Source organism: Algiphilus sp., from assembly GCF_023145115.1.
Taxonomy (GTDB): domain Bacteria; phylum Pseudomonadota; class Gammaproteobacteria; order Nevskiales; family Nevskiaceae; genus Algiphilus.
The window spans coordinates 54,382-80,790 of record NZ_JAGLEJ010000040.1 but is presented as its reverse complement, the minus strand read 5'-3'; the positions used below and the strand labels follow the sequence as shown (position 1 = coordinate 80,790).

Here is a 26,409-nt window from a genome sequence, read left to right as displayed (position 1 = left end):
GGCGCGGAGCGCGCGGTCGGAACGGGATAGACTGCCGGCGGAACGCCGAGGCAACGCCGCGATCCGGCACCGGCACCCGGTCCGGACCGCAGCGCTCGGGCGGTCTGCCGCCGCCGGGCGCGACGGCGCCCGGCGATCCCAAGTGTATCCGTCCCCCATGGCAACCGGGAGTCGTCGCATCCATGCCGGACGCAATCCGCAACGATTCTGCGACCATCGTCCAGCAGGGGCGCTTCGCGCTCATCTGCGACCGCACCCGCACCGGCGAGCCGGGGGAATGGCTCTTCGATCCCACCCACTACGAGCGACACGGCAGCGCGCAGGTGCTGCGCGGCGGCCGCGACAGCGTTCACTTCGTGTGCCTCGGCGCCGAGCACTGGGTGCTGCGCCGCTACCGGCGCGGCGGGCTGCCCGGCCGGGTCGTCTCGCAGCGCTACGTATGGCCGGGCCTCTTCCGGACCCGGCCGTTCCGGGAGTATCGGCTGCTGGAGCGGCTTCACGGCGAGGGCTTCCCGGTACCGGCCCCGGTCGCCGCCGGCGTGTGGCGCGCGGGGGCGGCATACACCGGCGCGATCGCGATCACGCGCATCGAGGGCGTACGCACACTCGGCGAGCGCCTCGAAGCGGCGCCGGCAGGGGTGCCGTTCTGGACCGCGCTCGGCACGCTGCTCGGTCGCCTGCACGCCAGCGGCGTCCACCATCCGGATCTCAACGTCGCCAACGTGCTGGTGGCCGACGACGATGCGTTGTGGCTGATCGATTTCGACCGGGCACGCGAGCGCGCGCCGGACTGGCTGCTGGATCTCGGCCTGGCGCGACTGCGGCGCTCGTTCCGGCGCCGGCGCGATGCCGCCGCCCTGTTCCACTATGACGATGTGGCGGACTGGCAGACACTGACCGAAGGCTACCGGCGGCAGCGGAGCGCGGGCTGATGCTGCGCCTGCTCTACGCGCTGTTCGTGCGACTCGCGGCGGCGCCGGCGGCGCTCTTCCTGGCGCTGCGCGGGCGCCGGCAGGGCGACGCGCCGGGGCGCTGGGCCGAGCGCTTCGGCTGGGTGCCGCGACCGGCCGGGCCGGTGACGGTGTGGCTGCACGCGGCGTCGCTGGGCGAGGTGGTCGCTGCGCGACCGCTGATCGATGCGCTCATTGCACGTCACGGTAGCGGCGGCGTGTGGATCACCACCATGACCACCTCTGGCTCGCAGGCGGTGCGGCGCTACTGGGGCGATGCGGTACCGCACAGCTACGTGCCCTTCGATCTGCCGCGCGCGCTGCGGCGCTTCCTGCGCCGCGTGCGTCCGCAGGTCTGCGTGGTGCTGGAGACCGAGATCTGGCCCCATCTCTTCACGCTGCTGGCGCGACGGCGCATCCCGCTGATGCTCGCCAATGCGCGCCTGTCGCCGCGCTCCTTCTCCGGCTATCGGCGCGTGCGCGGCGCCATCGCGGGCGTGCTGTCACGGGTGGCGCTGGTCGCCGCGCAGAGCGACGCCGACGCCGAGCGCTTCCGCGCCCTCGGGGCGCCGCATGTCGAGCGCGCCGGCAACATCAAGTTCGATCTCGCCCCGCCGGAGCACGAGCGCGCGATCGGGCAGCGCTGGCGCGCCGATGTCGGACCGCGCCCGGTTTGGGTGGCGGCCAGCACGCACGACGGCGAGGAGGCCGCCGTGCTCGCCGCGCATCGGGACCTGCTGCGCTGGCACCCGAAGGCGCTGCTGGTGCTGGTGCCCCGCCACCCGCAGCGCTTCGCCTCGGTGGCCCGCATGCTGGAGCGCGACGGCTGGCACTTCGTGCGCCGCGGCGATGGCGACACGGTGTCGGTACCGGCCGAGGCGACCCTGCTGCTGGGCGACTCCACCGGCGAGATGTTCCGCTACCTGGCGATGGCCGATTGCGCCTTCGTCGGCGGCAGTCTGGTCGAGGTCGGCGGCCACAACATCCTGGAGCCGGCCGCGCTCGGGCTGCCGGTGCTGTTCGGCCAGCACATGTTCCACTTCGTCGACGCACGGCGCCTGCTCATCGAGACCGGCGGTGCGCGCGAAGTGGCCAGCGCGCAGGATCTCGCCGTCGAGATCGCGGCGCTGTTCGCGCAGCCGGAGCTGCGCACGGAGATGGGTACCGCGGCGGCGGCGGCCGTGGCCGCCAACCGCGGCGCGGTCGAACGCCATCTCGCGCTCCTCGACGAAGCCCGGGCGAGCTGGCCGCCGGAGGGCGCCGGGCGCTAGCGTCGCGCAATGCCCGACCTCATCGAGCGCACGGCCGAGGGGCTCTACTGCCCGGCCGGCGACTTCCACATCGATCCGTGGCGGCCCGTGCCGCGCGCGGTCATCACGCATGCCCACGCGGACCATGCGCGCGGCGGTCACGGCGCCATCTGGGCCGCCGAAGCCGGCGTCGGCGTGCTGCGCCACCGCCTCGGTGCCGATGCGCCGATCCGGCCGCTGGCCTACGGCGAGTCGCTCGACCTCGGTCGCACCCGCGTCAGTCTGCATTCGGCCGGCCACATCCTGGGCTCGGCGCAGGTGCGCGTCGAGGCGCCGGGCGGGGTGTGGGTCGCCTCCGGCGACTACAAGCGCGATGCCGACCCGACCTGTGCGCCCTTCCAGATCGTGCCCTGCGACACCTTCATCACCGAGGCCACCTTCGCGCTGCCGGTCTATCGCTGGCCGGAGCCGGCGAGCGTCATGGGCGAGATCCGCGACTGGTGGCGGGCCGCAGCCGGGGCCGGGCGCCCGGCGGTGCTGTGCTGCTATGCGCTCGGCAAGGCCCAGCGCGTGCTCAACGGCCTGCTGGCGCACAGCGACGAGACGGTGTACCTGCACGGCGCGATGACGCCGCTGGTGGCGGCTTACCGCGATGCCGGCGTGCCCATGGTGCCCACCTGCCCGGTTTCGGAGGCGCCGCGCGACATCGACTGGCGCGGGCAGCTGATCCTGGCGCCGCCGAGTGCGGCCGGCACGCCCTGGATGCGCCGCTTCCGCGGTGCCGCGACCGGCTTCGTCTCCGGCTGGATGCGACTGCGCGGCAACCGCCGCCGGCGCGGCTTCGACCGGGGCTTCGTGCTTTCCGACCACGCCGACTGGCCGGGCCTGCTCGACACCGTCCGCGCCACCGGCTGCCGGCGCGTGCTCGCCACCCACGGCCACAGCGACGTGCTGGTCGGATACCTGCGCGAACAGGGCCTGCGCGCCGACGAGCTGGGCACGCGGTACGAGGGCGAGGCCGACGCGTGAGACGCTTCGCGGAACTCTTCGAGGCGCTCGACGGCACCCGTGCCACCGGTCGCAAGCTCGCCCTCATGCAGGCCTACTTCGCGGCCGCCGACGATGCCGACGTCGCCTGGGGGCTGTACTTCCTCACCGGTCGCCGCCTCAAGCGCGTGATCGCTCCCGGCCGGCTGCGCGCCATCGCCGCCGGGGCGGCCGGCATCCCGGACTGGATGCTGGAGCGCAGCCACGCGCACGTCGGCGACCTCGCCGAGACCATCGCGCTGCTGCTCGACGACGGCAATGCCGTCCCCAGCGAGCGCCCGCTCGCCCAGTGGGTCGGTGCGCTCAAGGCGTTGCGCGACGCCGACGAAGCCCGGGTCGCCGAGCGCCTGACGCAATGGTGGCGGGCGCTGCCGCGCCTGGAGTGCTTCCTGCTCAACAAGCTGCTCACCGGCAGCCTGCGCGTCGGTGTCTCCGCCGGCCTCGCCACGCGCGCGCTGGCCGCCGCCATCGAGCAGGACGAGAACCTGGTGGCGCAGCGCCTGATGGGGGACTGGCAGCCCGATGCCGGCCTGCTCGCGCAGCTGCGCGCACCGCCGGAGGCCGGCACCATCGCCTCGCAGCCCTATCCGTTCTGCCTCGCCGCGCCGCTGGAGGGCGAGCCCGCGACGCTCGGTGCGCTCGCCGACCATCTGGTGGAGTGGAAGTGGGACGGCATCCGCGCCCAGCTCATCCGCCGAGAAGGTCGCGTCTTCCTCTGGTCGCGCGGCGAGGAACTGCTCGACGGTCGCTTTCCGGAGGTCGGGGCGGCCGCCATGGCGCTGCCCGACGGCCACGTGCTCGACGGCGAGCTGCTGGTGTGGACCGATGGCGTGCGCCCCTTCGGCGCGCTCCAGCGGCGCATCAACAAGCAGAAGCCCGGGCTGAAGCTGTTGCGCGAGGCGCCGGTGGTGTTCCTGGCCTACGACCTGCTCGAGGCCGATGGCGCCGACGGTCGCGCGATGCCGGCACGCGACCGGCGCGCCCGCCTGGAGGCCCTGATCGCCGGGCACGGCGGTGACGCCACGCCGCTGCGCCTGTCGCCGCTGGTCGCGGCAACGGACTGGCAGCGCCTCGCCGCGCTGCGCGCGGAAGCGCGCAGCCGTGGCGTCGAGGGCTTCGTGCTCAAGCGTGCCGACGCGCCCTACACGCGGGGCCGCAGGCGCGGCGTGTGGTGGAAGTGGAAGGTCGATCCGCTCACCGTCGACGCGGTGCTGGTCTACGCCCAGGCCGGCCACGGCCGGCGCTCGAACCTGTACACCGACTACACGCTGGCGGTGTGGGACGGCGCGGCGCTGGTGCCGGTGGCCAAGGCCTACTCGGGCTTGACCGATGCCGAGCTCACCGAGATGGACCGCTGGATCCGCCGGCACACCGTCGAGCGCTTCGGCCCGGTGCGCAGCGTGCGACCGGAACAGGTCTTCGAGATCGCCTTCGAGGGCATTCAGCCCAGCAGCCGGCACAAGGCCGGTCTGGCCGTGCGCTTCCCGCGCATCCATCGCTGGCGGCGCGACAAACCGGCCGCCGAGGCGGGCACGCTGGACGAGCTGCGCGGGCTGCTGGAAGCGGTGCGGTCGGCGTCCTGAGCTACCGGGCAGCCGCCGGCGCAGGACGCGGCCGGAGGCTTCGCCACACGTTCAGCGCCAGTCCGCACCAGATCAGCGCGAAGCCGGCCAGGCGGGCGGCGTCGAAGGGTTCGCCGTAGAGCAGCACCCCGAGCAGCAGCTGGGTGGTGGGCGCCAGATACTGCAGCAGGCCGAGGCTGGACAGCGGCATGCCGCGCGCCGCGATGGCGTAGAGCGCCAGCGGCAGTGCGGTGACGGCGCCACCGCCGGCGAGCAGCAGCCAGTCGACCGCGCTGCGCTCGGCCGGCACGCTCAGCCACGTCACCAGCGCGACCGCCGGTATCGCCCACAGGCAGGTCTCGGCCGCCAGGCCGGTGACGGCGTCGACATCGAGACGCTTGCGCACCAGTCCGTAGAGCGCGAAGCTGGTCGCCAGGCACAGCGCCACCCAGGGCAGGCCGCCGGCGTGCCAGGTGAGCCAGGCGACGCCGGCAGCGGCCAGGCCCACCGCCAGCCAGCGCACGCGGTCGAGGCGCTCGCCGAGCACGATCACTCCCAGCGCCACCGACATCAGCGGCGAGATGAAGTAGCCCAGGCTGGCCTCGACCACGCGCTCGACGGCCACCGCCCAGACGTAGATGCCCCAGTTGGCGGCGATGACGGCGCCCGACACGCACAGCCAGCCCCACTGGCGTGCGCTCAGCGCCAGCAGCCGGCCGAGGTGGCCGCGCAGCAGCAGGAAGATCAGCACGCACGCGAAGCTCCACAGCAGGCGGTGCGAGGCCACCTCCAGCGCCGGGATGTGGGTCAGCGTCTTCCAGTAGACCGGGAACAGGCCCCAGACGCCGAAGGCGCCGAGCGCGGCGGCAAGCGCGGAATGACGGTCGAGGGCGGTCACGGGATGGAGCGCGGCTTGGACGGCGGGCGGAGCACGGAAGCGGGGCGCGCATCATAGGAGGATGGTTCAGACGATGCTCGATCCGGGCGCGCTCGATGCCTGGTTCGCACGCGAGGGCCGGGAAGTGCTGCCCTTCCAGCGGCAGGCCTGGGATGCCTACGCGCGCGGCGTCTCGGGTCTGATCCACGCTCCCACCGGCCAGGGCAAGACGCTGGCGGCGTGGCTCGGCCCGCTGCGCGAAGCGGAGGCCGCGGACGAGCCGCTGCGCGTGCTGTGGATCACGCCCATGCGCGCGCTGGCCGCGGACACGGCCGCGCAGCTGCAGGCCGCCGCCGATGCGCTGGAAATGGGCTGGACAGTGGGCCGGCGCACCGGCGACACCGGCAGCGCCGAGCGCGCACGCCTGCGCAAGCGCCTGCCGCAGGCACTGGTGACGACGCCCGAATCGGCCTCGCTGCTGCTGTCCTACGGCGACCAGATCGCGCAGTGGCGCGGTCTGCGCGCAGTGATCGTCGACGAGTGGCACGAACTGCTGGGCAGCAAGCGCGGCGTGCAGACCGAACTGCTGATCGCGCGCCTGCGCCGGCTGGCGCCGGGGTTGCGCGTGTGGGGGCTGTCGGCGACCCTGGGCAACATCGACGAGGCTGCGCGCGTGCTGTGCGGGGGCGATACCACGCCCGAGCGCATCGCCGGCGAGGCGCCCGCGCCGCTGACGGTCGAGACCCTGCGCCCCGAGCCGGTGGAGCGCTTCCCCTGGGCCGGGCACATGGGGCTCGGCCTGCGCGACGCGGTGATCGATGCCATCCACGGTGCGGCCAGCACGCTGGTGTTCACCAATACCCGCGCCCAGGCCGAGCGCTGGTTCGATGCCATCCGCGAGGCGGCGCCTGCTCTGCCCGCGGCGCTGCACCACGGCTCGCTCGACGCCGCCGAGCGCGCGGCCGCCGAGGACGGCATCCGCAGCGGTACGCTGCGCTGCGTGGTCGCCACCAGCAGCCTCGACCTCGGGGTCGACTTCGCGCCGGTCGAGCAGGTCATCCAGATCGGCGGGCCCAAGGGGGTGGCGCGGCTGGCGCAGCGCGCGGGACGCTCCGGGCATGCCCCGGGCCGCGGCAGCCGCATCCTGTGCGTGCCCACGCACGCGCTCGAGCTGGCCGAGTTCGCGGCGGCGCGCGACGCGCTGCGCGCGGACCGCATCGAGGCGCGCCGGCCGCTCACGCTGTGCCTGGACGTGCTGGCGCAGCACGTCTGCACGCTGGCGCTCACCGGGGCGGTGCGCGCCGACGAGGTGCTGGCCGATGCGCGCGCCACCCATGCCTTCGCCGCGCTCGACGACGCGCAGTGGCAGTGGGTGCTCGACTTCGTCATGCGCGGCGGCGCCGCGCTGCAGGCCTATCCGCAGTACCGCAAGGTGAGCGAGGTGGACGGCGTGCTGCGCGTCGCCGACGCCACCATCGCGCGCCGTCACCGCATGGCCATCGGCACCATCACCGCGGACGCTCACATGCGCGTTGCGTGGACGCGCGGCGGGACGCTGGGTCAGGTCGAGGAGCGCTTCATCGCCGGCCTGCGCCCGGGCGATTCCTTTCTGTTCGCCGGCCGGGCGCTGACCCTGGAACGGGTGCGCGACATGACCGCCTATGTGCGCAGCGGCCGCAGCCGCCGGCTGGTGCCGCGCTGGGCCGGCGGGCGCATGCCGCTGTCCTCGACGCTGGCGGACGCGCTGCTGACGCGGCTGGCGGCGGGCGCGCCCGGGCGCGGCGATGACGAGATGGCCGCGCTCGCGCCGCTGCTCGCCATCCAGCAGCAGTGGTCGGCGCTGCCGGCGCCGGGGCGGCTGCTGGTCGAGCACACGCGCTCGCGCGAGGGCCGGCACTGGTTCGTCTACCCCTTCGCCGGCCGCCACGCGCACGAGGCGCTGGCGGCGGTCGCGGGCTGGCGGTTGTCGCAGCGCATGCCGGTGACCGCGACCCTCACCGCCAACGATTACGGCTTCGAGATCCTGGCCGCCGAGCTGCCCGAGCCCGACGAGGCCCTGCTGCGCGCGCTGCTCGATCCGGCGGAATTGATGCGCGATGCGCTGGCCGCGGTCAACGGCACCGAGATGGCGCGGCGGCGCTTCCGCGGGATCGCGCGCGTCGCCGGCCTGGTGTTCGAGGGCCATCCCGGCGCCGGCAAGAGCGCGCGCCAGATCCAGGCGTCCAGCGGCCTGATATTCGACGTGCTGTCGCGCTACGATCCGGGCCATCTCCTCACCGCCCAGGCGCTGGAGGAAGTGCTGGAACAGCAGCTCGACATGCCCCGCGCCCGTGCCGCGCTGGTAGCCATCGCCGACGGCGCAGTGGCGGTGCGCGCAACGCCGCGGCTCACCCCGCTGGCCTTTCCGCTGTGGGCCGAGCGCATCGGCAGTCGGGTGTCCAGCGAGGATGTCGCCACCCGCGTCGCGCGCATGGCCGAGCAGCTCGCGCGCGCCGCCGACCGCCGGCGTACGCCGGTGCGCAGGGCGTCATGAGCGCGGCGGCGCTGCCCGTCACGGTGTCCGGCGAGCCGGTCATGCTGGACAGCCGGCGGGCGCTGTACTGGCCCGGTGGCGGCGTGCTCGCCATCGCCGACGTGCACCTCGGCAAGGGCGAGGCCTTCCGGCGCCGGGGCGTGGCCGTGCCCAGCGGCCACACGCAGGCGGACTGCGACGCCATCGACGCCCTGCTGCGCGACTACCGCCCGGCGCGCCTGATCGTCTGCGGCGATCTCCTGCATGCGCCTGCGCGCGGCGACGAGGCCTGGCTCGATGCCTTCCGCACGCTGCGCCGCACGCACGCGGACGTCGCCTTCGAGATGGCGGTGGGTAACCACGACCGCGGCAGCCGGCTGCCCGCGGATCTCGGCCTCGACTGCCATTCCGAGCGTGTCGCGGCGCCCTTCGTCTTCACCCACGAGCCCGGCGCGCACGGCGCCGGCCATGCGATCTGCGGCCATCTGCATCCGGTGGTGCGACTGCGCGGCATGGGCGACAACCTGCGCATGCCGGTGTTCTGGCTGCGCCGCGACCACGCCGTGCTGCCTGCCTTCGGCAGCTTCACCGGCGGCGCCGAGGTGACCCCGGAAGCGGGCGACCAGGTCTTCGCGGTCTCGGATCGCGCCGTGCAGCCTCTGCCCCATCTTTCCGCAAGGAGTTCGTCATGCGCATCCTGATCACCGGCGGAACCGGCTTCATCGGCGTGCCGCTGTGCCGCCACCTGGAACGTGCCGGCCACGAGGTCGTGGTCTGGTCGCGCGATCCCGATGCCGCCCGCGACCGGCTGCCGGCCGATGTCGCGGCGGTGGGCCGTCCCGAGGACGCAGGGCGTGTCGATGCGGCCGTCAATCTCGCCGGCGAGTCGCTGGGCGACGGGCGCTGGAACGCGGCGCGTCGTCGCCGCATCATCGAAAGCCGCATCGAGACCACGCGCCGGCTGGTGGACTGGATGGCGCAGGCCGGCGTGCAGCATCTGGTGTCGGCATCCGCCATCGGCTACTACGGCGTGCGCGGCGACGAGCCGGTGTCCGAGGACGATCCGCCGGCGAGCCGGCTGCAGGGCGGACTCGATGTGTGTGCGCCGTGGGAGGCCGAGGCCCGGCGCGCCGAGGAGGCCGGCGCACGGGTCGCCATCGTGCGCATCGGACTGGTGCTGCATCCCGAGGGCGGCGGCCTGCAGCAGATGCTGACGCCCTTCCGGCTGGGCATCGGCGGGCCGATGGGCTCGGGCCGGCAGTGCTGGAGCTGGATCCATCGCCACGACCTGGTGCGCCTGTTCACCTTCCTGCTGGAGCATCCCGAGGCACACGGCGTGTTCAACGGCACCGCGCCCAACCCGGTGAGCCAGCGCGCCTTCGCGCAGGCGCTGGGGCGGGTGCTGCGGCGCCCCAGCTTCATGCCGACGCCGGCCTTCGTGCTGCGTGCGGCCTTCGGCGACATGGCCGAGCTGCTCACCGAGGGGCAGTGCGTGCTGCCCAAGCGTACCGAGGCGGCGGGCTTCACCTTCGAGCACCGCGAGCTGGAGCGCGCGCTGCGCGATCTGCTGCGCTGAGACGCGTCAGGCGGCGCCGGGGTCGCGACGGTGCGCAGCGGCCGCGTCGCGGATCGCGGCGCGCTCGTCCTCGCGCTTGCGGCGCAGGTTGTTGATCTGCATCTTCAGCCGCGGGTGGCCGGCAAAGCGCTGCTCGTGGCGGTCGAGGAAGTCCCAGTACAGCGTCGTGAACGGACACGCCTTCGGCCCCGTGGCGATGTCGGGCCGGTAGCGGCAACCGCTGCAGCAGTTCGACATGCGCTGGAGATACCTGCCGGATGCGACGTAGGGCTTCGACGCCATGACGCCGCCGTCGGCCCACTGGCTCATGCCGATGACGTTGGGCAGCTCGACCCACTCCACCGCATCGACGTAGATCGCCAGATACCACTCGTGAATGGCGCGCGGCGTCACGCCCAGCAGCAGCGCATAGAGTCCGGTGACCATCAGGCGCTGGATGTGATGCGCGTAGCCGTGCGTCAGGGTGGTGCCGATGGCGTCCTGCAGGCAGGCCATGCCGGTGTCGCCGGTCCAGTAGAAGGCGGGCAGTGGCTGGTCGGCGCCGAGGGCGTTGGCATCGCGGTAGGCCGGCATGCGGGCCCAGTAGAGGCCGCGCACGTACTCGCGCCAGCCGAGGATCTGCCGGATGAATCCCTCCACCGCGGCGATCGGGGCGTGGCCGTCGCGCCAGGCGGCCTCGGCGGCGGCGCAGACCCTGCGCGGATCGATGAGCTTGAGATTGAGCGCCGCCGACAGGCGGGCGTGGTAGAGCCAGGGCTCGCCGGACCAGATGGCGTCCTGATAGCGGCCGAACCGCGGCAGGCGGTGCGCGACGAAGTCGGCGAGGGCCGCTTCGGCCTGCTCCGGCGTCACCGGCCAGTCGAAGTGCGCCAGCGCGCCGGGATGATCGCCGAAGCGCGCCTCGACCAGCGCCAGCACCGCCTTCGTGGTGGTGTCGGGTGCGAAGGACGCCGGCGCCGGCAGGCGGCCCGGCCCTTCGCGGCCGAAGCTCGCACGGTTGTCGGCGTCGAAGTTCCAGCGCCCGCCGGCGGGCTGGTCGCCGTCCATGAGCAGGCCGGTGTCGCGGCGCATCCATCGGTAGAAGTGCTCCATGCGCGGCTGGCGCCGCCCGTCCAGCCATTGCGCGAAAGCGTCGCGCGTGCACAGGAAGTGATCGTCCGGCGCGACGCGCAGCGTGTAGCCGGCGCGCGTGGCGGCATCGGCGAGCGCAATCTGCAGGTCGTGCTCGCCGGCCTCGGTCATGGCCACCTCGGCCGGGGCCAGCGCGGCGAGATCGGCCGCCAGCGCGGAGGCGAGATCGGGGTGCTCGTGGGCGTCGAGCGCGCGGTGGATCACGCGCCAGCCTCGTACCCGCAGGCGCTCGGCGAAATGGCGCATGGCGGCGAGGAAGAGCGCGATGCGCGCCTTGTGCGACCACACCCGGGTGGCCTCCGATGCCGCCTCGCACAGCCACACCGCGTCGTGCGCCGGATCGGCGTCCGCAAGCAGTGCCGCGTCGGCGTCGAGCTGGTCGCCGAGCACGACCAGCAGCCGGCGTACCGGTGCCTCAGCAGGCACGGCGATGACGCCGGCAGCGCTCGGAGCAGTAGCGCACCTCGTCCCAGACCGCCGCCCACTTCCGGCGCCATGCGAAGGCGCGTCCGCACACCGCGCACGGTTTCTCGGGAAGTGTCGACTTTTTCCGACTGGTAGGTCGTCGTGCCATGCGCGCATCATAGAAATCCACCCGCGCGCGCAGACGACGCGGGTCGGCACGGCTTGGACAACGCGGCAGGCAAGGATGCACAGAGCTCGGCAGGAAGCCGGCGACGGACACGGCGCGGGTGCGCGCGTTCCGGCGCAACCGGACGGCACGGTGACGGAGACGGTGGTCGACATCGATGCCGACGGGCGTCTCGCCGCCGTGCGCGGGCGCGGCAGCGCGCGCGACTACGCAGCGCTGTTCGCACCGGCCGACCGTTCGCGCGGTCTCCCTGCCGAGCTCATGCGCCTGGCGCGGCGGCACGGGCTGGTGCGCGATCAGCTCCAGCGCCCCGATGCCGACGGCGCCTGGCGGCCGCACCGCATCACGCTGAGCATCCGCCGCGATGCCGAAGGCCGCGTGAGCGGCTACCGCGAGGCACGCACCCCGGTCTGACCGCCGGTCGATTCCCTGTCGCGCTGTCTCGCTGCGCGGCCACGCGGTATCATGCCTGCGCGCTGCGCCTGTAGCTCAGCTGGATAGAGTGTCGGCCTCCGAAGGCACGAGTCATCTCCTTCGTCGCGTTACAGTGATGCAGTCAAAGCGCCCGTAGCTCAGCTGGATAGAGTGTCGGCCTCCGAAGCCGAAGGTCGCAGGTTCGAATCCTGCCGGGCGCGCCAAATCAATGACTTAGAGCCCGATCCTGGCTGCCAGCCGGATCGGGCTCTTTGCTTTGAGGTCCCCGCTGAGTCCGCGATGTGAATGCATCCCTCAGCGAAGCCGAGCGCGGCTCAAGACGCTTGAGACCAGCAGGGGACCACCTGGGGACCATCCGGGACCAGCCAGAAGGGCGCGTGTCCGGGAATGACTGCATCCCCCGGGACCGGGGACTAGTCCGAGTGGTCGTCAGGAACGTGCTCGATCAGCTGCTCGATGCGGCACTTGAAATAGGTGCAGAGCAGGTCGAGATTGTCCGTATGCGTGTTGTATCCGCGCTTGTTGAGGATGCGGGATAGCGTGATCCGATGAATGCCGGTCGCGGACGAGATTTCGTTGACCGTGATCAAGCGCCCTTCCTGGAACTGCCGTTCGGCCATCAGTTCACGCAGCCGGAATCGGATCATCGAAGGCCTGAGTCGGTCGAAATGCCCGCCACGCACGGGGTTGCATGGCTGGAGAGTCGGTATAGGTTGGATGTGTATCGAATGAGATACATACGAAGCACAAAGCCAACATTAACGACTGGAGTTAGCTATGAGTATGTCACGAACCTACCTGACGGCAGCCGAGCTATCTGCTCGCATCAAGTACGACGCAAGGACAATCAGAAACCGGCTTGTCGACGCGGTACTGCTCGAGGGGGTGCATTACATTCGGCCCTTCGGCCGCCGAAAGATCCTCTTCATCTGGGAGGCGATCGAGAGGGACATGAGCCTGTCCACGGGTGACGCCGAGGCGACCGCAATGAGTAGCGGACTGGGCGAGAGGTCTGCGGATGACCTCGGAGAGGAGGCGTTGCAGAGCGAAGGAGCCTACGGGATGGGGCGGCTGGGCCCTTCAGAGCGCATTCCGATGGCGTCCGGGAGGTACTGCAATGGCTAGCATCAATGTCCGAAGCGGCTACCTCTACTTCGATTTTCGCTTTCGAGGCGTTCGCTGCCGTGAGTACACGCGATTCACGGACACGTCCGCCAACCGGAAGAAGATGAAGCGGATTCTCACCCGGATCGAAGCGGACATCTCGCTCGGCAGGTTCGAGTACGAGCGCTATTTTCCCGGAAGCCCCATGGCGACAAGGTTCCTGGGGCAGCGGGGCGCGGAGACGCGGGGGCAAGCAAGGCCGGATGCTCAGGGCCTGGATGATGCAGCACCGGCGTTGCCGGCGTTTGCGGAGTTCGCGGAAGGCTGGAAGCGAAACAAGCAGGTCGAATGGCGTCACAGCTACCGCGTGGCCATGGACTCGATCCTGAGGCATCACGTGCTTCCCGTCTTCGGTGACGTTCCGTTGAACGAGATCGACCGCTCCCTCGTCCTGGATTTCCGGACCAAGCTGTCACGCGAAGGAGATGATCTGAATGGGGTCGAGGGGCCTCAGAGGCGTGCCCTCGACCCATCGACCATCAATCGAATCGTCGGCGTGGTCCGCATGGTCCTCGATGAGGCCGCACTCCAGTACGGGTTTCAGAATCCCTGTACGAACATCAAGCGCCTGAAGCTGCGGCGAAAGGACATCGAGCCGTTCTCGATGGTGGAGATGCGAATGATCCTCGCGCGAGTGCGCAAGGACTATCACCCCTACTTGACATTCCGCTTCTTCACGGGCGTCCGGTCGGGTGAGGCGCACGGTCTCAGATGGAAGCATGTCGATTGGGAGCGGCGGCAGATCCTGATCCGCGAGACCTTCATCGGAGGAAGGACGGAACAGACGAAGACGGACGGCTCGCAACGCGAGATCTACATGAGTCAGCCCGTCATCGAAGCGTTGATCGCTCAGCGTCCGGAAGGCTACGACCACGCTTCCGAGCGCTTCTCCGAGGAATACGTCTTCCGTACCCGCAACGGCATGCCGATCAACAACACCAACTTCAACAACCGGGTCTGGAAGCCGCTGCTTTGCCACCTCGGAATCAAGTATCGCCGGCCCTATCAGATGCGTCATACCTGCGCGACGCTCTGGCTGGCCGCAGGCGAGTCGCCCGAATGGATTGCCCGCCAGCTTGGGCACTCGACAACGGAAATGCTCTTCCGTACCTACAGCCGGTATGTGCCGAACCTCATGCGCAGGGACGGAAATGCGTTCGACACCCTCGTGACCGGTGCCCTCAATGGCGGGGTCGACAGTCCCGAACACGAGGGGGCAAGGCCCTCCAGCCAAGCGGTGCCGGCACATAAGCGGGGAGCTGTAAATGACTAATCATCGGAATCTGTTTGCCTCAGGTTGCCTCAGGTTGCCTCAGGTTGCCTCAGGTTGCCTCAGGTTGCCTCAGGAGGCCGCAACCATGGCTAAGACAAGGAAGGAACTCGAAGCGCTCCTCGCCAGTGAACTGACAGCCGTGGAGCTGCGGAGGCGCGCGGCGCGCATCTGCCCCCTGTTGCTCAATCAGGTCAGAGCCCTACCGGAAGGCATCGATCTGGTCTGCTTCGTCAGCGACTGCAGCAAGACCAACAATCGGATCGCTCTCATCGACTGGATCAACCGACAGCTCGATTGCCCGGAGTTTCAGGCTGCTGCTGAGTACCAACCGGAGGAGAGCCTGCTTCTGGATCGCCTGACCGGTCAGATCAGTACTCGGTTGGCTGCCAATGATCATGACTGGGAGGCGGATCGGTGATCGCTGCAAGGCGCAGTGATCATCCGGAGCTCGCCTGCGGAGACCTCGGCTGGCTGTCCCAACAGCCTGTTGGCTTGCACGGTAGCGTGTACTGGCTAAGCGAGGTGCAGCACCGTCAGAAGCGCACCGATGGAGCGCGTTACGCGCGACTGGTCCTCGACGATGCCCGCGGCGTAGTCATTGGTCTGCTCTGGCCCGAGTGGCTCCACCAGCTCGGTGACGTTCAATTGCCCGGCCCCGTCTTCGTGATCGGCCGGTTCCGTGGCGAGGGCGACGACCGATGCCTGCACGTTGAGCGCTTGCGGCCAGTGAGCGGAGAAGTCCTCGAAACAGGCGCAGGGCTGCTACCCCGCAGGCTATGCCCGGTGGTGGCGCTGTCATGGCTTGATGAGCTGGTCGCTTTTGAGTGCGGCCTCACCGGCCCATTGCGCCGCTTTCTCGGCGATGTGCTCAGGGATCCCCGAAGCGGGACCCCCTTTATGCGCTGCAAGGCCAGCCAGAATCATCACCACGCTTGGCCCGGTGGTCTGCTCGCACATTCGATGGCGATGCTGCCGCTCGTTTCGTTGCTGGTGGAGACAGTGATGCCGGACGCCGAGGATGCCACCCCCCTCACGTAGATCGGTCTGCTTCTGCATGACGTCGGCAAGGTGCTGACGGTGGGCGAGAGCGTTCGTCCGATAGCTGTTGGGACAGCCAATCCGACGCACGAAGCCATCGGTCTGGAGCTGATGCACCCTCACCTGGCGAGACTCCGATCGTTCGCCCCGGACCAGGCCCGCGTTCTGCATTACCTCTTCGCCTACCTGGCTGCCGATCCCAGGCAGCGCGGTTACCCGGAGAGTCTCCTCGTGGACGTCGTGCGGCAGCTCGATCAGCTCAGTACGGCGATGGATCTCGGCAGGGGGCTGATGCCCGCATCCAGCCCTCCAGCGCAATCCGGGTAGCGCCGGCGACCCTTTTGCGGCGCAATCCACCGGTTCCATGAAATGCGGGACAGCGCGGCATTGGCGGCGTGGCGGTCGAATCGGTTCGGGTCGAAACCTTCCCCGGCCCATGCGAGGAATTCGCGGGCTGCCAGCGATCTCGGGTCCCGGAGGGCGTTGAGCACGGTGCACGCCGACGAAACCGGGCGCAGCGCCTGCCGAGCGCTGATCCAGGCCATCCGCTACTACCGGGGCTTCGGCATCACCATCGAGCCTGTCATGACCGACAACGGGGCCTGCTACAAGTCCCAACGCTTCGCCAGGTTGCTCCGCCGGCTGGGTATCCGCCACGTGCGCACAAAACCCTAACACCCCACGCACCAACGGCAAGGCCGAGCGCTTCATCCAGACCGCCCTGCGCGAATGGGCCTACGCCCGCAGCTACGACAACGCCGACCAGCGCACCGAGCATCTGCCCGCTTGGCTCCACCAGTACAACTGGCACCGACCACATGCCAGCCTGAACTACCAGCCACCCGTCAGCGCCCTAGGCTTATCTGTGAACAACCTGGTGGGTTTACACAGCTAGTAGGTCATCTCCCAAGTAGCGGTCGTACTTCTCGGATTCCTTGTTCTTAACCCGACTTGCCAATACGTGAGGGGGTGGCATCGGCTCCGTGAGAATATTGGCATCCCGTTCATGCGTTGCAAGGCCAGCCAGAATCATCATCACGCGTGGCCCGGCGGTCTGCTCGCGCATTCGATGGAAATGCTGCCGCTCGTAGTGCCGCTGGTGGAGGCGACAATGCCGTTCGAGAGAATGCGGTCGCACTCGTACAGATCGGATTGCTTTTGCATGACGTCGAAAAGGTCCTGACCGTGGGCGAGAGCGTCCGCCCGAAAGGCGTTGAGGGGGGGCGCCAGTCACGAAGTCGTGGGCCGGCAGTTGATGCTCCCCCACTTGGATGTCACGGGCGGGCGCTCCAGTACAGGTCTGCGTTCTGGACTACTTCTTTGCCTACTTGGCTGCCGACCCCAGGCAACTCGGCTACCCAAAGAGCCTTATCGTCGACATTGTGCAACAGTTCTATCAGCTGAGCACAGCAACAATTCTCGGCAAAAGTCTGATGCCCGGCTGCGAATGACAGCGCCGAACACTGGCCGTTTCCTGACAAGGTGGTGGGCGGCGGCCCAACCGACCGAGCCGCTGCCGACCACCACGGAATCGAATTGTCCGGACACCATGCGGATTGGCTGCGCCGCGCCTCAGCCCTTGCCCTTGGGCGTCAGCTTGACCATCAGCTCGGAGTAGCCGCGCACGAAGTTGGACTGTACCCGTTCGGGCTCACCGACAACTTCGATCTTGTCGAAGCGCTTGAGCAGTTCTTCCCACAGGATGCGCAACTGCAATTCGGCCAGACGGTTGCCCATGCAGCGGTGGATGCCGTAGCCGAACGACAGATGGTTTCGCGCGTCCTTGCGATCGATGATGAAGGCATCGGGATTGTCGAACTTGCGTTCGTCGCGATTGCCCGAAGCAAACCACATCACCACGCGATCGCCCTGCCGGATGGTCTGGCCATTCAGTTCCACATCCTGCGTGGCCACCCGCCGCATGTGCGCCAACGGGGTCTGCCAGCGGATGATCTCGGAGACCATGTTCGGAATCAGGTCCGGGTTCGCCTTCAGCTTGTCGAATTCCTCCGGGAACTGATTCATGGCGAGCACGCCACCGCTCATGCTGTTGCGCGTGGTGTCATTGCCGCCAACGATGAGCAGTCCCAGGTTGCCGATGAACTCCATCGGGCGATTGATCATGCTCTTCGTGTCGTCGTTGCTCTGCAACATGCTGATCAGGTCGAATCCAGGCGCTTCGCCCGCAGCCCGACGGGCCTCCTTGTCGCGCCACAGCTGGGAGAAAGCCCAGGCCATGTCAGCGGCCGCTTCGAACATGTTCTCTTCATCGTCGAACTCGCCGCCGGTCGCCGCCGCATTGCCTGCCAATCGGTCGGACCAGTCGATCAGCTTGTGCCGTTCCTCGTACGGGAAGTCCAGCAGGGTGGCCAGCATGCGGCCCGTCAACTCCTTCGAGACCGCTGGCACCCAGTTGAAGGGTTCACCCAGGGGCAGGCTGTCGAGCACCTCCCCGGTGCGCAGGCGGATCAGCCCTTCCATCTCCTTCAGGTTCTGCGGTGCGACCACGCCCTGGACCGAGCGGCGCTGCACGTCATGCTTGGGCGGGTCCATCGCGATGAACATCTCCACCGACAGCCCCTCCGGGGGATCGCCCAGGATGATGAACGGCTCCGAGGAGAAGAGTTCGTGATGCTTGTCCACGAACAGGATGTCCTCGTAGCGCGTCACCGACCAGAACGGCCCGAACGGACTGTTCTTCAGGTAGTGCACCGGGGCCTCGTCGCGCAGCCGCTTGAAATAGGGGCCCCACTCGCCCTGCCGGTACAGGAAGGGGTTGCTGAGGTCGACCTCATCGAGCGCCAGTGTGGTGACATCGGGAACCGGTGCTTCTACGAAGTTGGGGGCCGGTCGCCGCGGGCCGACAAGTTTCTTCTTGACGTTGACCAACGCCTTCAGCCCCCGGATCTGCCAGTGCATCGGCACCACCCGGGAGGTGGCATTGACGACTCGGGTCTGGATTGCATCCATTGACTGGGTTTGTGTTGACATGGCGTCCTCCGTGCTCACATTTGGAATTCAGGCAGGCGAACGGTCATGCCGTCCATCGCCTCTGTGGTGTTGACCTGACAGCCCAGACGCGAGGTTCTCGCTCGCTCAGGGGTCATGGACAGCATCTGCTCTTCGTCATAACCGAGCACGCCGGTCTTGTCGAACCACTCGTCCGCGACGATGACGTGGCAAGTGCCACAGGCACATTCCCCACCGCAGTCCCCGTCGATGCCGGGGATCGCGTTATCGACTGCAACTTGCATCAGGGAAGCGCCGGCGTCGAAGTCAGCGACATGCTCGGTGCTGTCGTGCGCGATGAAGGTGATTCTGCCCATTGCCTTTCTCCTTTCATATCTGTCCAAGCCAGATCGTAGTAGCGAGTCGGCAGACCGGGGAGGACAGTTTTTGACAACGCGGGGGCATTTGAAGACACTGGTTGCCTCCTGGGGAGGGCGAATGATGAAGACGCCGCATGCCGAGTGCTCGCACAGCCCTGAAGCCGACATTCCGTCGAACTACTCACGGCTGATCGCGCGTGAACTGGGCCTCTCGGCGCGACAACTGCCCGTGCTGCTGAGCGGTACCGGAGTCGAGGTCGCGCAGTTGCTGCGCGAGGACAGCCTGTTCACCGTGGCCGAGCAGATCGGGATTCTGCGCAACGCACTGGCGTTGTCCGGCGAGCCGGAGTTCGGGTTGCGACTGGGCACGCGGCTGACCCCGGCGACGCACGGAGCCATGGGCTTCATCGCCTACAGCAGCCCCGACCTGTTCACCGCGCTGCAGGCGATTCACACGTTCCTGCCCACGCGCGCGAACTTCATCCAGATGGATCTGCAGCAGGTTGAAGGTCACCTGGAATGCCTGGTGAACTTTCATGTGTCGTTGTTGGATGAGGATGTCGAGCGTTGCCTTGCTGATGCGATGGTGAAGGTGCTATTCGAATTCGGCGAGTTCATTGTAGGCCGGCCCTTGTACGAGGCCGAAGTCTGTTTCGCCCATCCAGCGCCCGCGCACCGAGCCATCTACGCGGACTACCTGCCCGGGCGGCTGCGCTTTGGCTGTCATCAGTTGACGTGCAGAATTCCAATGGCGGTGTGCCAGAAGCCGAACGCTTCCGCCAATCATGAGAACTATCGCCTGGCCTTGCAGCAGTGCGAATCCATGCTTGCGCGGTTGCAGACACGGGAGCCGGACTATCGGACCCAGCTCAAGAAGATGATGCTGTCCCGCCCACCCGGAACCCTCACCGAAGGGGAGGCGGCGGCTTCTCTGTTCATGAGCAAGCGCACCTTGGCGCGCAAGCTCAAACAAGAAAACAGTGGGTTTCGGCAACTTCGCGAAGAGATTCTGTCCCGGCAGGCGGTGAACTACTTGTTGGATGGCCAAATGCCCGTCGAGGCCATCGCGTCGCTGCTCAACTATCATGACTCCGCGAGCTTCAGGCGCGCCTTCAAGCGCTGGTACGGCTGTCCGCCCGAGCAGTACAGACACAGTGTCGGTCAATGAGTCATGTGGCCGTAGGGTCCATGATTCCGACCGAGTGAACCGCCGATCTCTGGAGAGCTGCTTTGTGTGAACCCACCGGGCTGTTCATGGATGACCGGCTGGTGAAGAACTCCAACGCCTTGAAATGGCGCTATAACTGCGGCTGCAAGGCGATGTTTCTGGCGGTGATTTCGGGCGAGGGGTGAACCGCCCCGAGAATCCGGGGAGGCTAGAAAAGTCGGGGGTGCAGGGAGATTCTCACCGGCCTGGCTAGGCCCGCAGGCGATTATCGATCACGCCGTCCATGATCACTCGCCAGACCAGATCGCCGACGGCATCGAGCGCGTATTCGCCATTGGGGTCGAACCAGGTCGCGACCCAGTTGAGCGCACCAAGGCCGATCAGGCGTAGCAAGCGACCGTCGATATTCTTCTGGATCACGCCCTGCTTGATCATGGTCTCGATGATATCGGTCCAGAAGGACTCGTACTGGTCGCGCAGGGCAACGATTTCCTCGCGCGCCTCCGGCCTCAGTGCGCGCCACTCGAACAGCAGCACGTAAACCGTATCCGAATCGGTCACCAGGGCGCGCAGGTGCGCATTGATGCAAAGGCGCAGCTGTTCCGCCGGGTCGTTCGAGCTGGCGAACGCCCCTTCGACCTCTTCCGTGACCACCTCGACTCCCCGGCGCATCAGCGCAACAAGAAGTGCCTCCTTGGTGTGGTAGCGATAGTACAAGCTTCCGGGAAGCATGTCGCAGGCTTCGGCGATCTCCTTGAGTGAGACCTTTTCGAATCCTTTCCGGCGAAAGAGCCGCGCCGCGTTGGCCAGAATGTGGTCCTGATCGCCCGACTTCCGCACAGGCGGGGCCGATTGGTGAACCATCGTCTCGACATCTCCTCCACAGGCCTGCTTGCTTCTTGGCATAACGGCAACGGCCAGAGCGTGTTCGTGGATTGTATCCGATTGCACGCGCAGGCCTTGAAGGCGCGCCTGGGGCGGGTTGCCAGTGAGTGCGTCTTCGCCGGCGCCGACGACGTACCGCCTGACCACTCGGCCTGGCAGCGCTTGCATGTGATGCCGAGGAGAGGCGTGGCCGTGACGCTCACCGTCCAAGCGCTTGAGTGCGGAGCGGTCAGCCGACGCGGCGTATGCAACAGTGACGTCGTGCCAAGCGGCGGCGGCAGCTGTTTACCGGGCGCAGCCGCGGCAGGGGAGGTATCGCACCTTCCGTCGGCGAAGAGGCCGGGCGTGCGAACCCCGCGCCGTTTGCGATCGGCCGCGTTCAGCGGCTAAGCTCCCGAACGTTTGTTAGACTGCATGCCGGAACCGGCAACCGCCGGTCGGTCCCTGCCATCCGGAGCACCCTTGGACTTTCAGCCCGACGAGCAGCTGCTCAGCATCGAGGACGCTGCACGCATGCTGCGCGCGCGCTCTGCTGGCGGCCCCTGGCTGCAGAACGACCGCCGCGGCGGCTCTCCGCAGGATTCCCACCGCGCGCTCGCCGAGGGCCCGCTGCATCCGTCCGACGTGGGCGGCGTGTACACCGGTTCGTCCCGTCACGCTCCGGCCCGCGTCTCGATTCCCGCGCCTCTCGACCTGCACACGAAGTGCGTTGACTCGAGCATTCGGCAGGAGGGCTCATGAGTCTGGATGCGCTGTGGGCCGAGCTGCAGGCGAATCTGTGGGTGTACCTCGCCATCCCGCTGGTTGCTGGGCTGGTGGGCTACGTGACCAAGGCGCTGGCCGTGCAGATGATCTTCCGGCCACTGGAGTTCGTCGGCATTCCACCCTGGCTCGGCTGGCAGGGCATCCTCCCGCGCAAGGCGCACAAGATCGCCGGGGACTCGGCGGACTTGATGGCTACGCGTCTGCTCGATTCCGAGGAGCTTTTCCAGCAGCTGGATCGCGACCGGATGATGCTGGAGCTGGAGAAGCCGCTGATGGCGGCGGCCGAGTCCCTGATTCGCGAGATCGGCGAAACCTATGCACCGGGCGTCTGGGCGCGCATGCCGCTGTCGTGGCGCCGCCGTGTGATCGCGCGCTTCCAGAGCGAGATCCCGGGCATGGTGGCCGAGCTCTGGGATCAAGCCTCCGGCAACGTCGCCGAGTACTTCGACATCCGCCGAGTGGTGACCGAGAACCTGGTTCGCGACAAGGCCAAGCTCAACGACATCTTCTGGCGCGTCGGCGGGCCGGAGCTGCGCTTCTTCCGCAACATCGGCTTCCTGTTCGGTCTGGGTATCGGCCTGGTGCAGTTGGCTTGCTGGATCACCTGGCACGAGCCGCTGCTGATGCCGCTGTTCGGTGGCATGATCGGCCTCGTCAGCGACTGGGTGGCCCTGCAGATGCTGTTCCGGCCGCGGCGGCCCAAGAAGTTTCTCGGCTTCACCCTGCAGGGCAAGTTCCTGGCGCGCCAGCAAGAAGTCGCCCAGGACTACGCCAGCCTGATGGCCAACGAGCTGCTGACGCCGGCCCACATGATCGAGGAACTGCTACGCGGGCCGGCAATGGACCGCATTGTCGAGCTGGCCCACCAGCGCGTGCGCGAGGCGATCGACGCGCGGCTGGGCTGGGCTCAGCCCGTCGTGGTCTTGGCGCTGGGCCATGAGCAGTACGAGGATATGCGCAAGCTGGTGGCCCAGCGTCTCGTCGATCTGATTCCGGTGGCGTCGCAGACGGTGGAGCGCTACGCGCGGGATGCGCTCGACATCAACTCGACGATCGTCTCCCGCATGGGTCGGCTGTCGCCGGAGGAGTTCGAATCCGTGCTGCGCCCGGCGTTCAAGGAGAACGAGATTATCGTCGTGATCGCCGGAGCCATCCTGGGGGCGCTTATCGGAGAGCTTCAGGTCTTCTTCATGCTCGGCGGGCACTGAGGAAAGCGGCACCGCGCGGTGCTGCGGGGCGCGCATAGGCCGGGGACGCAACCGCCAGCCGCACGGACATAACGGGAGGAAATTCATCGTGAGCGATTCGGCAAGCATCAGCCCCACGGGCCACTACACGGGCCTGGTGTGGGTGCGGCACGGTCTGTCCCATCCCGCGCTGGCGACCACCACCGGCCACCTGCTGTTCTGGGGTTTCAAGCCGGTGGTCCTGGCGGCGCAGTGGGCGGGGGTGCCGGCGATCGACAGTTTCCTGCTGACGCGCCACCGGCTCATCGACCTCCGGCTGGACGAGGCAATCCGCAGCGGGCGCGTCGGTCAGGTGATCGAGATTGCCAGCGGCCTCTCGGCGCGCGGCTGGCGCTTCAATCAGCGCTATGGCGAGGCGCTGAGCTATATCGAGGCGGATCTGCCGGGCATGGCGCAGCGCAAGCGCGAGGCGCTGGCGCGCATGGGCGGCCCGCAGCCCGGGCACCGGGTGGTGGACATCGACGCGCTGGCCGACGGCGGCCCACAGAGCCTGGATGCCGTCGCAGCGAGCCTGGACCGCGATCGCGGTCTCGCGCTGATCACCGAGGGCCTGGTCAATTATTTCTCCGAGGCGGATGTGCGTAGTATGTGGCAACGCTTCTCGTCTCTGATGCGGCAGTTTCCCGAGGCCTGCTACTGGAGCGACATCGCCCTGTCGGACGACATGGGCGGGCGCGTGGCGCCCTTCGTCAGCGTTCTGTCGGCATTCGTGCGCGGGCGCGTGCACCTGCACTTCCGCGCGCCGACCGATGCCGAGGCGGCGCTGCGCGAGTGTGGCTTTGGGAGCGCGCGCGCCATCGACCCGGGCGAGTTCGCAGGCGCGCTCGGCGACATTCCGGGCGGCGTGTCGCGGCGAATCCGCGTGATCGAGGCCACAACGGCGCCTGTGCCAGTAGCATCGGCTTCCACAACAACAGGAGGAGAAAGCGATGTCCACAACAGCAACTGAAGCGGGCATGCAGGCCTTCGCGCTGAGCGGCAAGGTGGCGCTGGTCACTGGCGCCGGGCGCGGCATCGGCGCGCAGATCGCGCGCCGGTTGGCGGCCGCTGGCGCCGGGGTGATGGCCACCGATATCGACGGGCCGAGCGCGGAGGAGACGGCAGCGGCCATCGCGCAGGCCGGCGGCACGGCGCAATCCGCCGCCCAGGACGTTACCGACGAAGCAGCCTGGGAAGCCATCATCGCGCAGACCGTGAGCCAGCTCGGCGGGTTGGACGTGCTGGTCAACAACGCCGGCATCGAATCCATGAGCTTCGTCGCCGACACCAGCCTGGACACCTTCCGGCGCATCATGGCGGTGAATGTCGAAGGCGTGTTCCTCGGCGTCAAGCACGCGGTGCGCGCCATGCGGCCCGGCGGCGCGGCCGGGCGCGGCGGCAGCATCATCAACCTGTCGTCAGTGGCCGGGCTGGTCGGCTCGCCCGGGCTGTCGGCCTACTGCGCCTCCAAGGGTGCCGTGCGCCTGCTGACCAAGGCCACGGCCGTGGAGTGCGGCGCGCTCCAACTCGGTATCCGGGTCAATTCGGTGCACCCCGGCGTCGTGCGCACCGACATGGGCGCCAGCGTGGTCTCGGGGATGGCGCGGCTCGGCCTGGTGCCGGATGCGGAGGCTGCCGAGGGCCTGGTGCAGACGATGCACCCGATCGGCATGAGCGAGCCGGACGACGTGGCGCAGGCCGTGCTGTTCCTGGCCAGCGAGGCTTCGCGCAGGACCACCGGCGCCGAGCTGCTGGTCGATGGCGGCATGGCCGCGCAGTAGCGGGAGCGTGATGATGAGCAGAGTGCAGGGCAAGCGCTGTCTTGTGAGCGGCGCCGCGCGCGGCATCGGCCTGGCCGTCTGCGAGCGGCTGATCGAGGAAGGCGCGCAGGTCATGATGGCCGACGTGGACGCCGCATCCGGCGAGGCGCAGGCGCAGCGGCTGGGCGAGCATGCTGTGTTCCAGCCGCTGGATGTCACCCGCGATGAGCAGTGGGACTCGGCCCTCGACGCGATCGAGCGGCGCTGGGGCGGTGTGGATGTGCTGGTCAACAACGCCGGCATCGCCCTGATGGGCGACATTGAAAGCACCACGCCCGAGCAGTGGCAGCGCACGCTGGAGGTCAATCTGTCGGCGGTCATGCTGGGCACGCGCAAGGCCGTCGCGCGCATGAAGGGGCAGGGCGGCGCCATCGTCAACATGGCCTCGATCGAGGGTCTGATCGGCGAGCCCCTGGCGCTGGCCTACAACGCGGCCAAGGGCGGCGTGCGCCTGTTCACGAAATCAGCGGCCGTCCACTGCGCGCGCGCGGGCTACGGCATCCGCATCAACTGCGTATGCCCCGGCTTCATCGACACCGAGATGGTGCGCGGCGCGGTCGGCGGGCTGGACGCGGAGGCGGCAGGGCAGTTCCAGCAGGCGCTGATGGCGCGCGTGCCCATGGGGCGCCTCGGGCAGGCGCGCGAAATCGCCAACGCCGTGCTGTTCGTGGCCTCCGACGAGGCCAGTTTCATGACCGGCGCCGACCTGGTGGTCGACGGTGGTCACACAGCCTGCTGAAGACGCCGAGCGCTTAGCGGGCAGCAAGTACCACGCGGTTCAACACACAGGAGACGCAAGCATGCACACGATAACCGGAAAGACCGCCGTTGTGACCGGCGCCGGCAGCGGCATCGGCCGCGCAACCGCCCTGGCGCTCGCGCGCAAGGGGGCGGCCATCGCGCTGGCCGATATCGACGAGGCGGGCCTGCAGGAGACGGCCAGGCAGATCGCCGCCGACGGTGGGCGCAGCAGCCAGCACCGGGTCGATGTCGCCGATCGCGAGCAGATGGCCGCGTTCGTGCAGGCCGTCGAGGCCCGGCACGGGCGCATCGATATTGTCGTCAACAACGCCGGTATCGGCATTCTCGACGATTTCGCGGACGCGCCGCTGGAGGACTTCGCCAAGGTTGTCGACGTCAATCTTTGGGGCGTGGTCTACGGCTCCAAGCTGTTCCTGCCGGCGCTGCAGCGACAGGGCGGCGGCCACATCGTCAACATTTCCAGCCTGGCGGGCATCATTTCCACACCGGGCATGGTGTCCTACGGCACCACCAAGTTCGCGGTGCGCGGGTTCTCCGAGTCCCTGCGCGCGGAGCTGGCGCCGCACGGCATCGGCGTCACCTCCGTGCATCCCGGCATGATCCGCACCAACATCGCGAAGGTTAGCCGCTGCTCGGACTCCGCCATGCAGCAGCGCATGGTCGAATGGTTCGAACGCTGGGGGCGCCCTCCCGAGCTGGTGGCGAACAAGATCGTGCGCGCCATCGAGACCAACCGGATGCGGGTGCTGGTCACGCCGGAGACCTACGTCATGGACCTGTTCAAGCGCGCGACGCCGGCCCTTGCCGAGCGGGTCAGCGGGACGCTGATGCATCGCCTGCGCAACGTGGTCAACCCTGGCCGTCAGCAGCGCGACCGGGGACGCGACGGCGCAGCCGATGAACCCGGACGGCGAGCGGCCTGATGGACGAGGCTGCCGGCAGGCAGTCGGGAAGTTGACAGCAGCTGCCGCCTCGTGCACATTGAGCACGTAGCGCGGCAACGCGCTACGTGTTCCGGGCTGCCGCCGAAAGGATCCGAATAGGCAG

The 26,409-nt window shown here is 68.6% G+C and carries 27 protein-coding genes, 1 tRNA gene and 1 pseudogene; 22 read left to right on the top strand and 7 right to left on the bottom strand.

Features of this window, described 5'->3' with window-relative positions:
- Positions 1-182: 182 nt before the first annotated feature.
- From KAH28_RS13945 to KAH28_RS13930, 4 genes are read left to right on the top strand one after another with little or no spacing between them, the layout of a single operon-like run.
- Positions 183-932, top strand: a complete 750-nt coding sequence (locus KAH28_RS13945) for a 3-deoxy-D-manno-octulosonic acid kinase (RefSeq protein WP_290577582.1) — start codon at positions 183-185, stop codon at positions 930-932.
- The gene (gene waaA, locus KAH28_RS13940) at positions 932-2,221 is read left to right on the top strand and encodes a lipid IV(A) 3-deoxy-D-manno-octulosonic acid transferase (RefSeq protein ID WP_290577580.1); all 1,290 of its coding nucleotides are present in this window, start codon (positions 932-934) and stop codon (positions 2,219-2,221) included. The genes KAH28_RS13945 and waaA overlap by 1 nt, the downstream gene beginning before the upstream one ends.
- Positions 2,222-2,230: 9 nt before the next feature.
- Positions 2,231-3,229, top strand: coding sequence for a ligase-associated DNA damage response exonuclease (locus KAH28_RS13935; protein ID WP_290577578.1), 999 nt, complete (start codon positions 2,231-2,233; stop codon positions 3,227-3,229).
- Positions 3,226-4,830 carry an ATP-dependent DNA ligase gene (locus KAH28_RS13930; RefSeq protein ID WP_290577576.1) on the top strand — a complete coding sequence of 535 codons (1,605 nt, stop codon included), beginning with the start codon at positions 3,226-3,228 and terminating at the stop codon, positions 4,828-4,830. The genes KAH28_RS13935 and KAH28_RS13930 overlap by 4 nt, the downstream gene beginning before the upstream one ends.
- Before the next feature lies 1 nt (position 4,831).
- Here the strand turns inward: KAH28_RS13930 and rarD are convergent, their stop codons facing one another.
- A complete protein-coding gene (rarD, locus tag KAH28_RS13925; RefSeq protein WP_290577574.1) occupies positions 4,832-5,707 on the bottom strand; it encodes an EamA family transporter RarD in 876 nt (291 codons plus the stop codon).
- Between the two features lie 73 nt (positions 5,708-5,780).
- Here rarD and KAH28_RS13920 point away from each other — a divergent pair, with 73 nt between their 5' ends.
- Genes KAH28_RS13920 through KAH28_RS13910 form a run of 3 tightly spaced genes read left to right on the top strand, consistent with a single transcriptional unit; the run spans position 5,781 to position 9,774 of the window.
- A complete protein-coding gene (locus tag KAH28_RS13920; RefSeq protein WP_290577572.1) occupies positions 5,781-8,219 on the top strand; it encodes a ligase-associated DNA damage response DEXH box helicase in 2,439 nt (812 codons plus the stop codon).
- A complete protein-coding gene (gene pdeM / locus KAH28_RS13915) occupies positions 8,216-8,899 on the top strand; it encodes a ligase-associated DNA damage response endonuclease PdeM (RefSeq protein WP_290577570.1) in 684 nt (227 codons plus the stop codon). The genes KAH28_RS13920 and pdeM overlap by 4 nt, the downstream gene beginning before the upstream one ends.
- Positions 8,887-9,774 carry a TIGR01777 family oxidoreductase gene (locus KAH28_RS13910; protein ID WP_290577568.1) on the top strand — a complete coding sequence of 296 codons (888 nt, stop codon included), beginning with the start codon at positions 8,887-8,889 and terminating at the stop codon, positions 9,772-9,774. Before pdeM ends, KAH28_RS13910 begins: the two co-directional genes overlap by 13 nt.
- Before the next feature lie 6 nt (positions 9,775-9,780).
- On the opposite strand, the gene KAH28_RS13905 is transcribed toward KAH28_RS13910, so the two are convergent.
- Together KAH28_RS13905 and KAH28_RS17485 are read right to left on the bottom strand one after the other, a co-directional pair.
- Positions 9,781-11,331, bottom strand: a complete 1,551-nt coding sequence (locus tag KAH28_RS13905) for a cryptochrome/photolyase family protein (RefSeq protein WP_290577566.1) — start codon at positions 11,329-11,331, stop codon at positions 9,781-9,783.
- Positions 11,321-11,479 carry a DUF2256 domain-containing protein gene (locus KAH28_RS17485; protein ID WP_366918200.1) on the bottom strand — a complete coding sequence of 53 codons (159 nt, stop codon included), beginning with the start codon at positions 11,477-11,479 and terminating at the stop codon, positions 11,321-11,323. Before KAH28_RS17485 ends, KAH28_RS13905 begins: the two co-directional genes overlap by 11 nt.
- A gap of 75 nt (positions 11,480-11,554) precedes the next feature.
- On the opposite strand from KAH28_RS17485, the gene KAH28_RS13900 reads away from it, so the two are divergent.
- Positions 11,555-11,911 carry a hypothetical protein gene (locus tag KAH28_RS13900; protein WP_290577564.1) on the top strand — a complete coding sequence of 119 codons (357 nt, stop codon included), beginning with the start codon at positions 11,555-11,557 and terminating at the stop codon, positions 11,909-11,911.
- A gap of 147 nt (positions 11,912-12,058) precedes the next feature.
- Positions 12,059-12,135: transfer RNA gene (locus KAH28_RS13895), tRNA-Arg, on the top strand.
- A 210-nt stretch (positions 12,136-12,345) separates the two neighbouring features.
- On the opposite strand, the gene KAH28_RS13890 is transcribed toward KAH28_RS13895, so the two are convergent.
- Complete coding sequence (locus KAH28_RS13890) at positions 12,346-12,579, bottom strand: helix-turn-helix transcriptional regulator (protein ID WP_223055010.1); 234 nt, start codon at positions 12,577-12,579, stop codon at positions 12,346-12,348.
- 136 nt (positions 12,580-12,715) lie between these two features.
- Here KAH28_RS13890 and KAH28_RS13885 point away from each other — a divergent pair, with 136 nt between their 5' ends.
- The 6 genes and pseudogenes from KAH28_RS13885 to KAH28_RS17480 all read left to right on the top strand — a co-directional run bounded on the left by KAH28_RS13885 (position 12,716) and on the right by KAH28_RS17480 (position 16,590).
- Positions 12,716-13,057 carry a hypothetical protein gene (locus KAH28_RS13885; RefSeq protein WP_223055011.1) on the top strand — a complete coding sequence of 114 codons (342 nt, stop codon included), beginning with the start codon at positions 12,716-12,718 and terminating at the stop codon, positions 13,055-13,057.
- Entirely contained in the window at positions 13,050-14,369 is a 1,320-nt protein-coding gene (locus KAH28_RS13880; protein WP_223055012.1) for a site-specific integrase, read from the top strand. Before KAH28_RS13885 ends, KAH28_RS13880 begins: the two co-directional genes overlap by 8 nt.
- Before the next feature lie 85 nt (positions 14,370-14,454).
- Positions 14,455-14,787, top strand: coding sequence for a hypothetical protein (locus KAH28_RS13875; RefSeq protein WP_223055013.1), 333 nt, complete (start codon positions 14,455-14,457; stop codon positions 14,785-14,787).
- Positions 14,784-15,407 (top strand): hypothetical protein, encoded by a 624-nt coding sequence (locus KAH28_RS13870; protein WP_290577562.1) that lies wholly within the window; start codon positions 14,784-14,786, stop codon positions 15,405-15,407. The genes KAH28_RS13875 and KAH28_RS13870 overlap by 4 nt, the downstream gene beginning before the upstream one ends.
- Positions 15,408-15,878: 471 nt before the next feature.
- Positions 15,879-16,302, top strand: a pseudogene (locus KAH28_RS13865) (integrase core domain-containing protein); the annotation flags it as partial.
- Positions 16,303-16,413: 111 nt separating this feature from the next.
- On the top strand, positions 16,414-16,590 hold the full coding sequence (locus KAH28_RS17480; protein ID WP_223055016.1) for a TraI domain-containing protein: 177 nt from the start codon (positions 16,414-16,416) through the stop codon (positions 16,588-16,590).
- Positions 16,591-16,979: 389 nt separating this feature from the next.
- Here the strand turns inward: KAH28_RS17480 and KAH28_RS13860 are convergent, their stop codons facing one another.
- Positions 16,980-18,398 carry a cytochrome P450 gene (locus KAH28_RS13860; RefSeq protein ID WP_290567505.1) on the bottom strand — a complete coding sequence of 473 codons (1,419 nt, stop codon included), beginning with the start codon at positions 18,396-18,398 and terminating at the stop codon, positions 16,980-16,982.
- 14 nt (positions 18,399-18,412) lie between these two features.
- Positions 18,413-18,733: a 2Fe-2S iron-sulfur cluster-binding protein gene (locus KAH28_RS13855; protein ID WP_223055017.1), complete on the bottom strand. Its 321-nt coding sequence runs from the start codon at positions 18,731-18,733 to the stop codon at positions 18,413-18,415.
- 121 nt (positions 18,734-18,854) lie between these two features.
- On the opposite strand from KAH28_RS13855, the gene KAH28_RS13850 reads away from it, so the two are divergent.
- Positions 18,855-19,904 (top strand): AraC family transcriptional regulator, encoded by a 1,050-nt coding sequence (locus tag KAH28_RS13850; RefSeq protein ID WP_223055018.1) that lies wholly within the window; start codon positions 18,855-18,857, stop codon positions 19,902-19,904.
- Between the two features lie 249 nt (positions 19,905-20,153).
- Here the strand turns inward: KAH28_RS13850 and KAH28_RS13845 are convergent, their stop codons facing one another.
- Positions 20,154-20,768: a TetR/AcrR family transcriptional regulator gene (locus KAH28_RS13845; protein WP_223055019.1), complete on the bottom strand. Its 615-nt coding sequence runs from the start codon at positions 20,766-20,768 to the stop codon at positions 20,154-20,156.
- 483 nt (positions 20,769-21,251) lie between these two features.
- Here KAH28_RS13845 and KAH28_RS13840 point away from each other — a divergent pair, with 483 nt between their 5' ends.
- The 6 genes from KAH28_RS13840 (at position 21,252) to KAH28_RS13815 (ending at position 26,285) form a co-directional block, all read left to right on the top strand.
- Positions 21,252-21,530, top strand: coding sequence for a hypothetical protein (locus KAH28_RS13840; RefSeq protein ID WP_223055020.1), 279 nt, complete (start codon positions 21,252-21,254; stop codon positions 21,528-21,530).
- Positions 21,527-22,762, top strand: coding sequence for a DUF445 family protein (locus KAH28_RS13835; protein ID WP_223055021.1), 1,236 nt, complete (start codon positions 21,527-21,529; stop codon positions 22,760-22,762). The genes KAH28_RS13840 and KAH28_RS13835 overlap by 4 nt, the downstream gene beginning before the upstream one ends.
- A gap of 88 nt (positions 22,763-22,850) precedes the next feature.
- Entirely contained in the window at positions 22,851-23,750 is a 900-nt protein-coding gene (locus KAH28_RS13830) for a class I SAM-dependent methyltransferase (RefSeq protein ID WP_223055022.1), read from the top strand.
- Positions 23,731-24,561 carry a glucose 1-dehydrogenase gene (locus KAH28_RS13825; protein ID WP_290577559.1) on the top strand — a complete coding sequence of 277 codons (831 nt, stop codon included), beginning with the start codon at positions 23,731-23,733 and terminating at the stop codon, positions 24,559-24,561. The genes KAH28_RS13830 and KAH28_RS13825 overlap by 20 nt, the downstream gene beginning before the upstream one ends.
- A 13-nt stretch (positions 24,562-24,574) precedes the next feature.
- Positions 24,575-25,339: a glucose 1-dehydrogenase gene (locus KAH28_RS13820; RefSeq protein ID WP_223055024.1), complete on the top strand. Its 765-nt coding sequence runs from the start codon at positions 24,575-24,577 to the stop codon at positions 25,337-25,339.
- Positions 25,340-25,400: 61 nt separating this feature from the next.
- Entirely contained in the window at positions 25,401-26,285 is an 885-nt protein-coding gene (locus tag KAH28_RS13815; RefSeq protein WP_223055025.1) for an SDR family NAD(P)-dependent oxidoreductase, read from the top strand.
- Positions 26,286-26,409: the final 124 nt, after the last annotated feature.

Bases quoted from the DNA above. Each gene is read 5' to 3' on its own strand.
- KAH28_RS13855 (WP_223055017.1), bottom strand. From the start codon at position 18,733: ATGGGCAGAATCACCTTCATCGCGCACGACAGCACCGAGCATGTCGCT.
- KAH28_RS17485 (WP_366918200.1), bottom strand. From the start codon at position 11,479: ATGGCACGACGACCTACCAGTCGGAAAAAGTCGACACTTCCCGAGAAA.
- KAH28_RS13875 (WP_223055013.1), top strand. From the start codon at position 14,455: ATGGCTAAGACAAGGAAGGAACTCGAAGCGCTCCTCGCCAGTGAACTG.
- KAH28_RS13935 (WP_290577578.1), top strand. From the start codon at position 2,231: ATGCCCGACCTCATCGAGCGCACGGCCGAGGGGCTCTACTGCCCGGCC.
- KAH28_RS13850 (WP_223055018.1), top strand. From the start codon at position 18,855: ATGATGAAGACGCCGCATGCCGAGTGCTCGCACAGCCCTGAAGCCGAC.
- KAH28_RS13890 (WP_223055010.1), bottom strand. From the start codon at position 12,579: ATGATCCGATTCCGGCTGCGTGAACTGATGGCCGAACGGCAGTTCCAG.
- KAH28_RS13860 (WP_290567505.1), bottom strand. From the start codon at position 18,398: ATGTCAACACAAACCCAGTCAATGGATGCAATCCAGACCCGAGTCGTC.
- KAH28_RS13885 (WP_223055011.1), top strand. From the start codon at position 12,716: ATGTCACGAACCTACCTGACGGCAGCCGAGCTATCTGCTCGCATCAAG.
- waaA (WP_290577580.1), top strand. From the start codon at position 932: ATGCTGCGCCTGCTCTACGCGCTGTTCGTGCGACTCGCGGCGGCGCCG.
- KAH28_RS13845 (WP_223055019.1), bottom strand. From the start codon at position 20,768: ATGGTTCACCAATCGGCCCCGCCTGTGCGGAAGTCGGGCGATCAGGAC.
- pdeM (WP_290577570.1), top strand. From the start codon at position 8,216: ATGAGCGCGGCGGCGCTGCCCGTCACGGTGTCCGGCGAGCCGGTCATG.
- KAH28_RS13910 (WP_290577568.1), top strand. From the start codon at position 8,887: ATGCGCATCCTGATCACCGGCGGAACCGGCTTCATCGGCGTGCCGCTG.
- KAH28_RS13900 (WP_290577564.1), top strand. From the start codon at position 11,555: ATGCACAGAGCTCGGCAGGAAGCCGGCGACGGACACGGCGCGGGTGCG.
- KAH28_RS13835 (WP_223055021.1), top strand. From the start codon at position 21,527: ATGAGTCTGGATGCGCTGTGGGCCGAGCTGCAGGCGAATCTGTGGGTG.
- KAH28_RS13920 (WP_290577572.1), top strand. From the start codon at position 5,781: ATGCTCGATCCGGGCGCGCTCGATGCCTGGTTCGCACGCGAGGGCCGG.
- KAH28_RS13815 (WP_223055025.1), top strand. From the start codon at position 25,401: ATGCACACGATAACCGGAAAGACCGCCGTTGTGACCGGCGCCGGCAGC.
- KAH28_RS13945 (WP_290577582.1), top strand. From the start codon at position 183: ATGCCGGACGCAATCCGCAACGATTCTGCGACCATCGTCCAGCAGGGG.
- KAH28_RS13880 (WP_223055012.1), top strand. From the start codon at position 13,050: ATGGCTAGCATCAATGTCCGAAGCGGCTACCTCTACTTCGATTTTCGC.
- KAH28_RS13825 (WP_290577559.1), top strand. From the start codon at position 23,731: ATGTCCACAACAGCAACTGAAGCGGGCATGCAGGCCTTCGCGCTGAGC.
- KAH28_RS17480 (WP_223055016.1), top strand. From the start codon at position 16,414: ATGCGTTGCAAGGCCAGCCAGAATCATCATCACGCGTGGCCCGGCGGT.
- KAH28_RS13820 (WP_223055024.1), top strand. From the start codon at position 24,575: ATGAGCAGAGTGCAGGGCAAGCGCTGTCTTGTGAGCGGCGCCGCGCGC.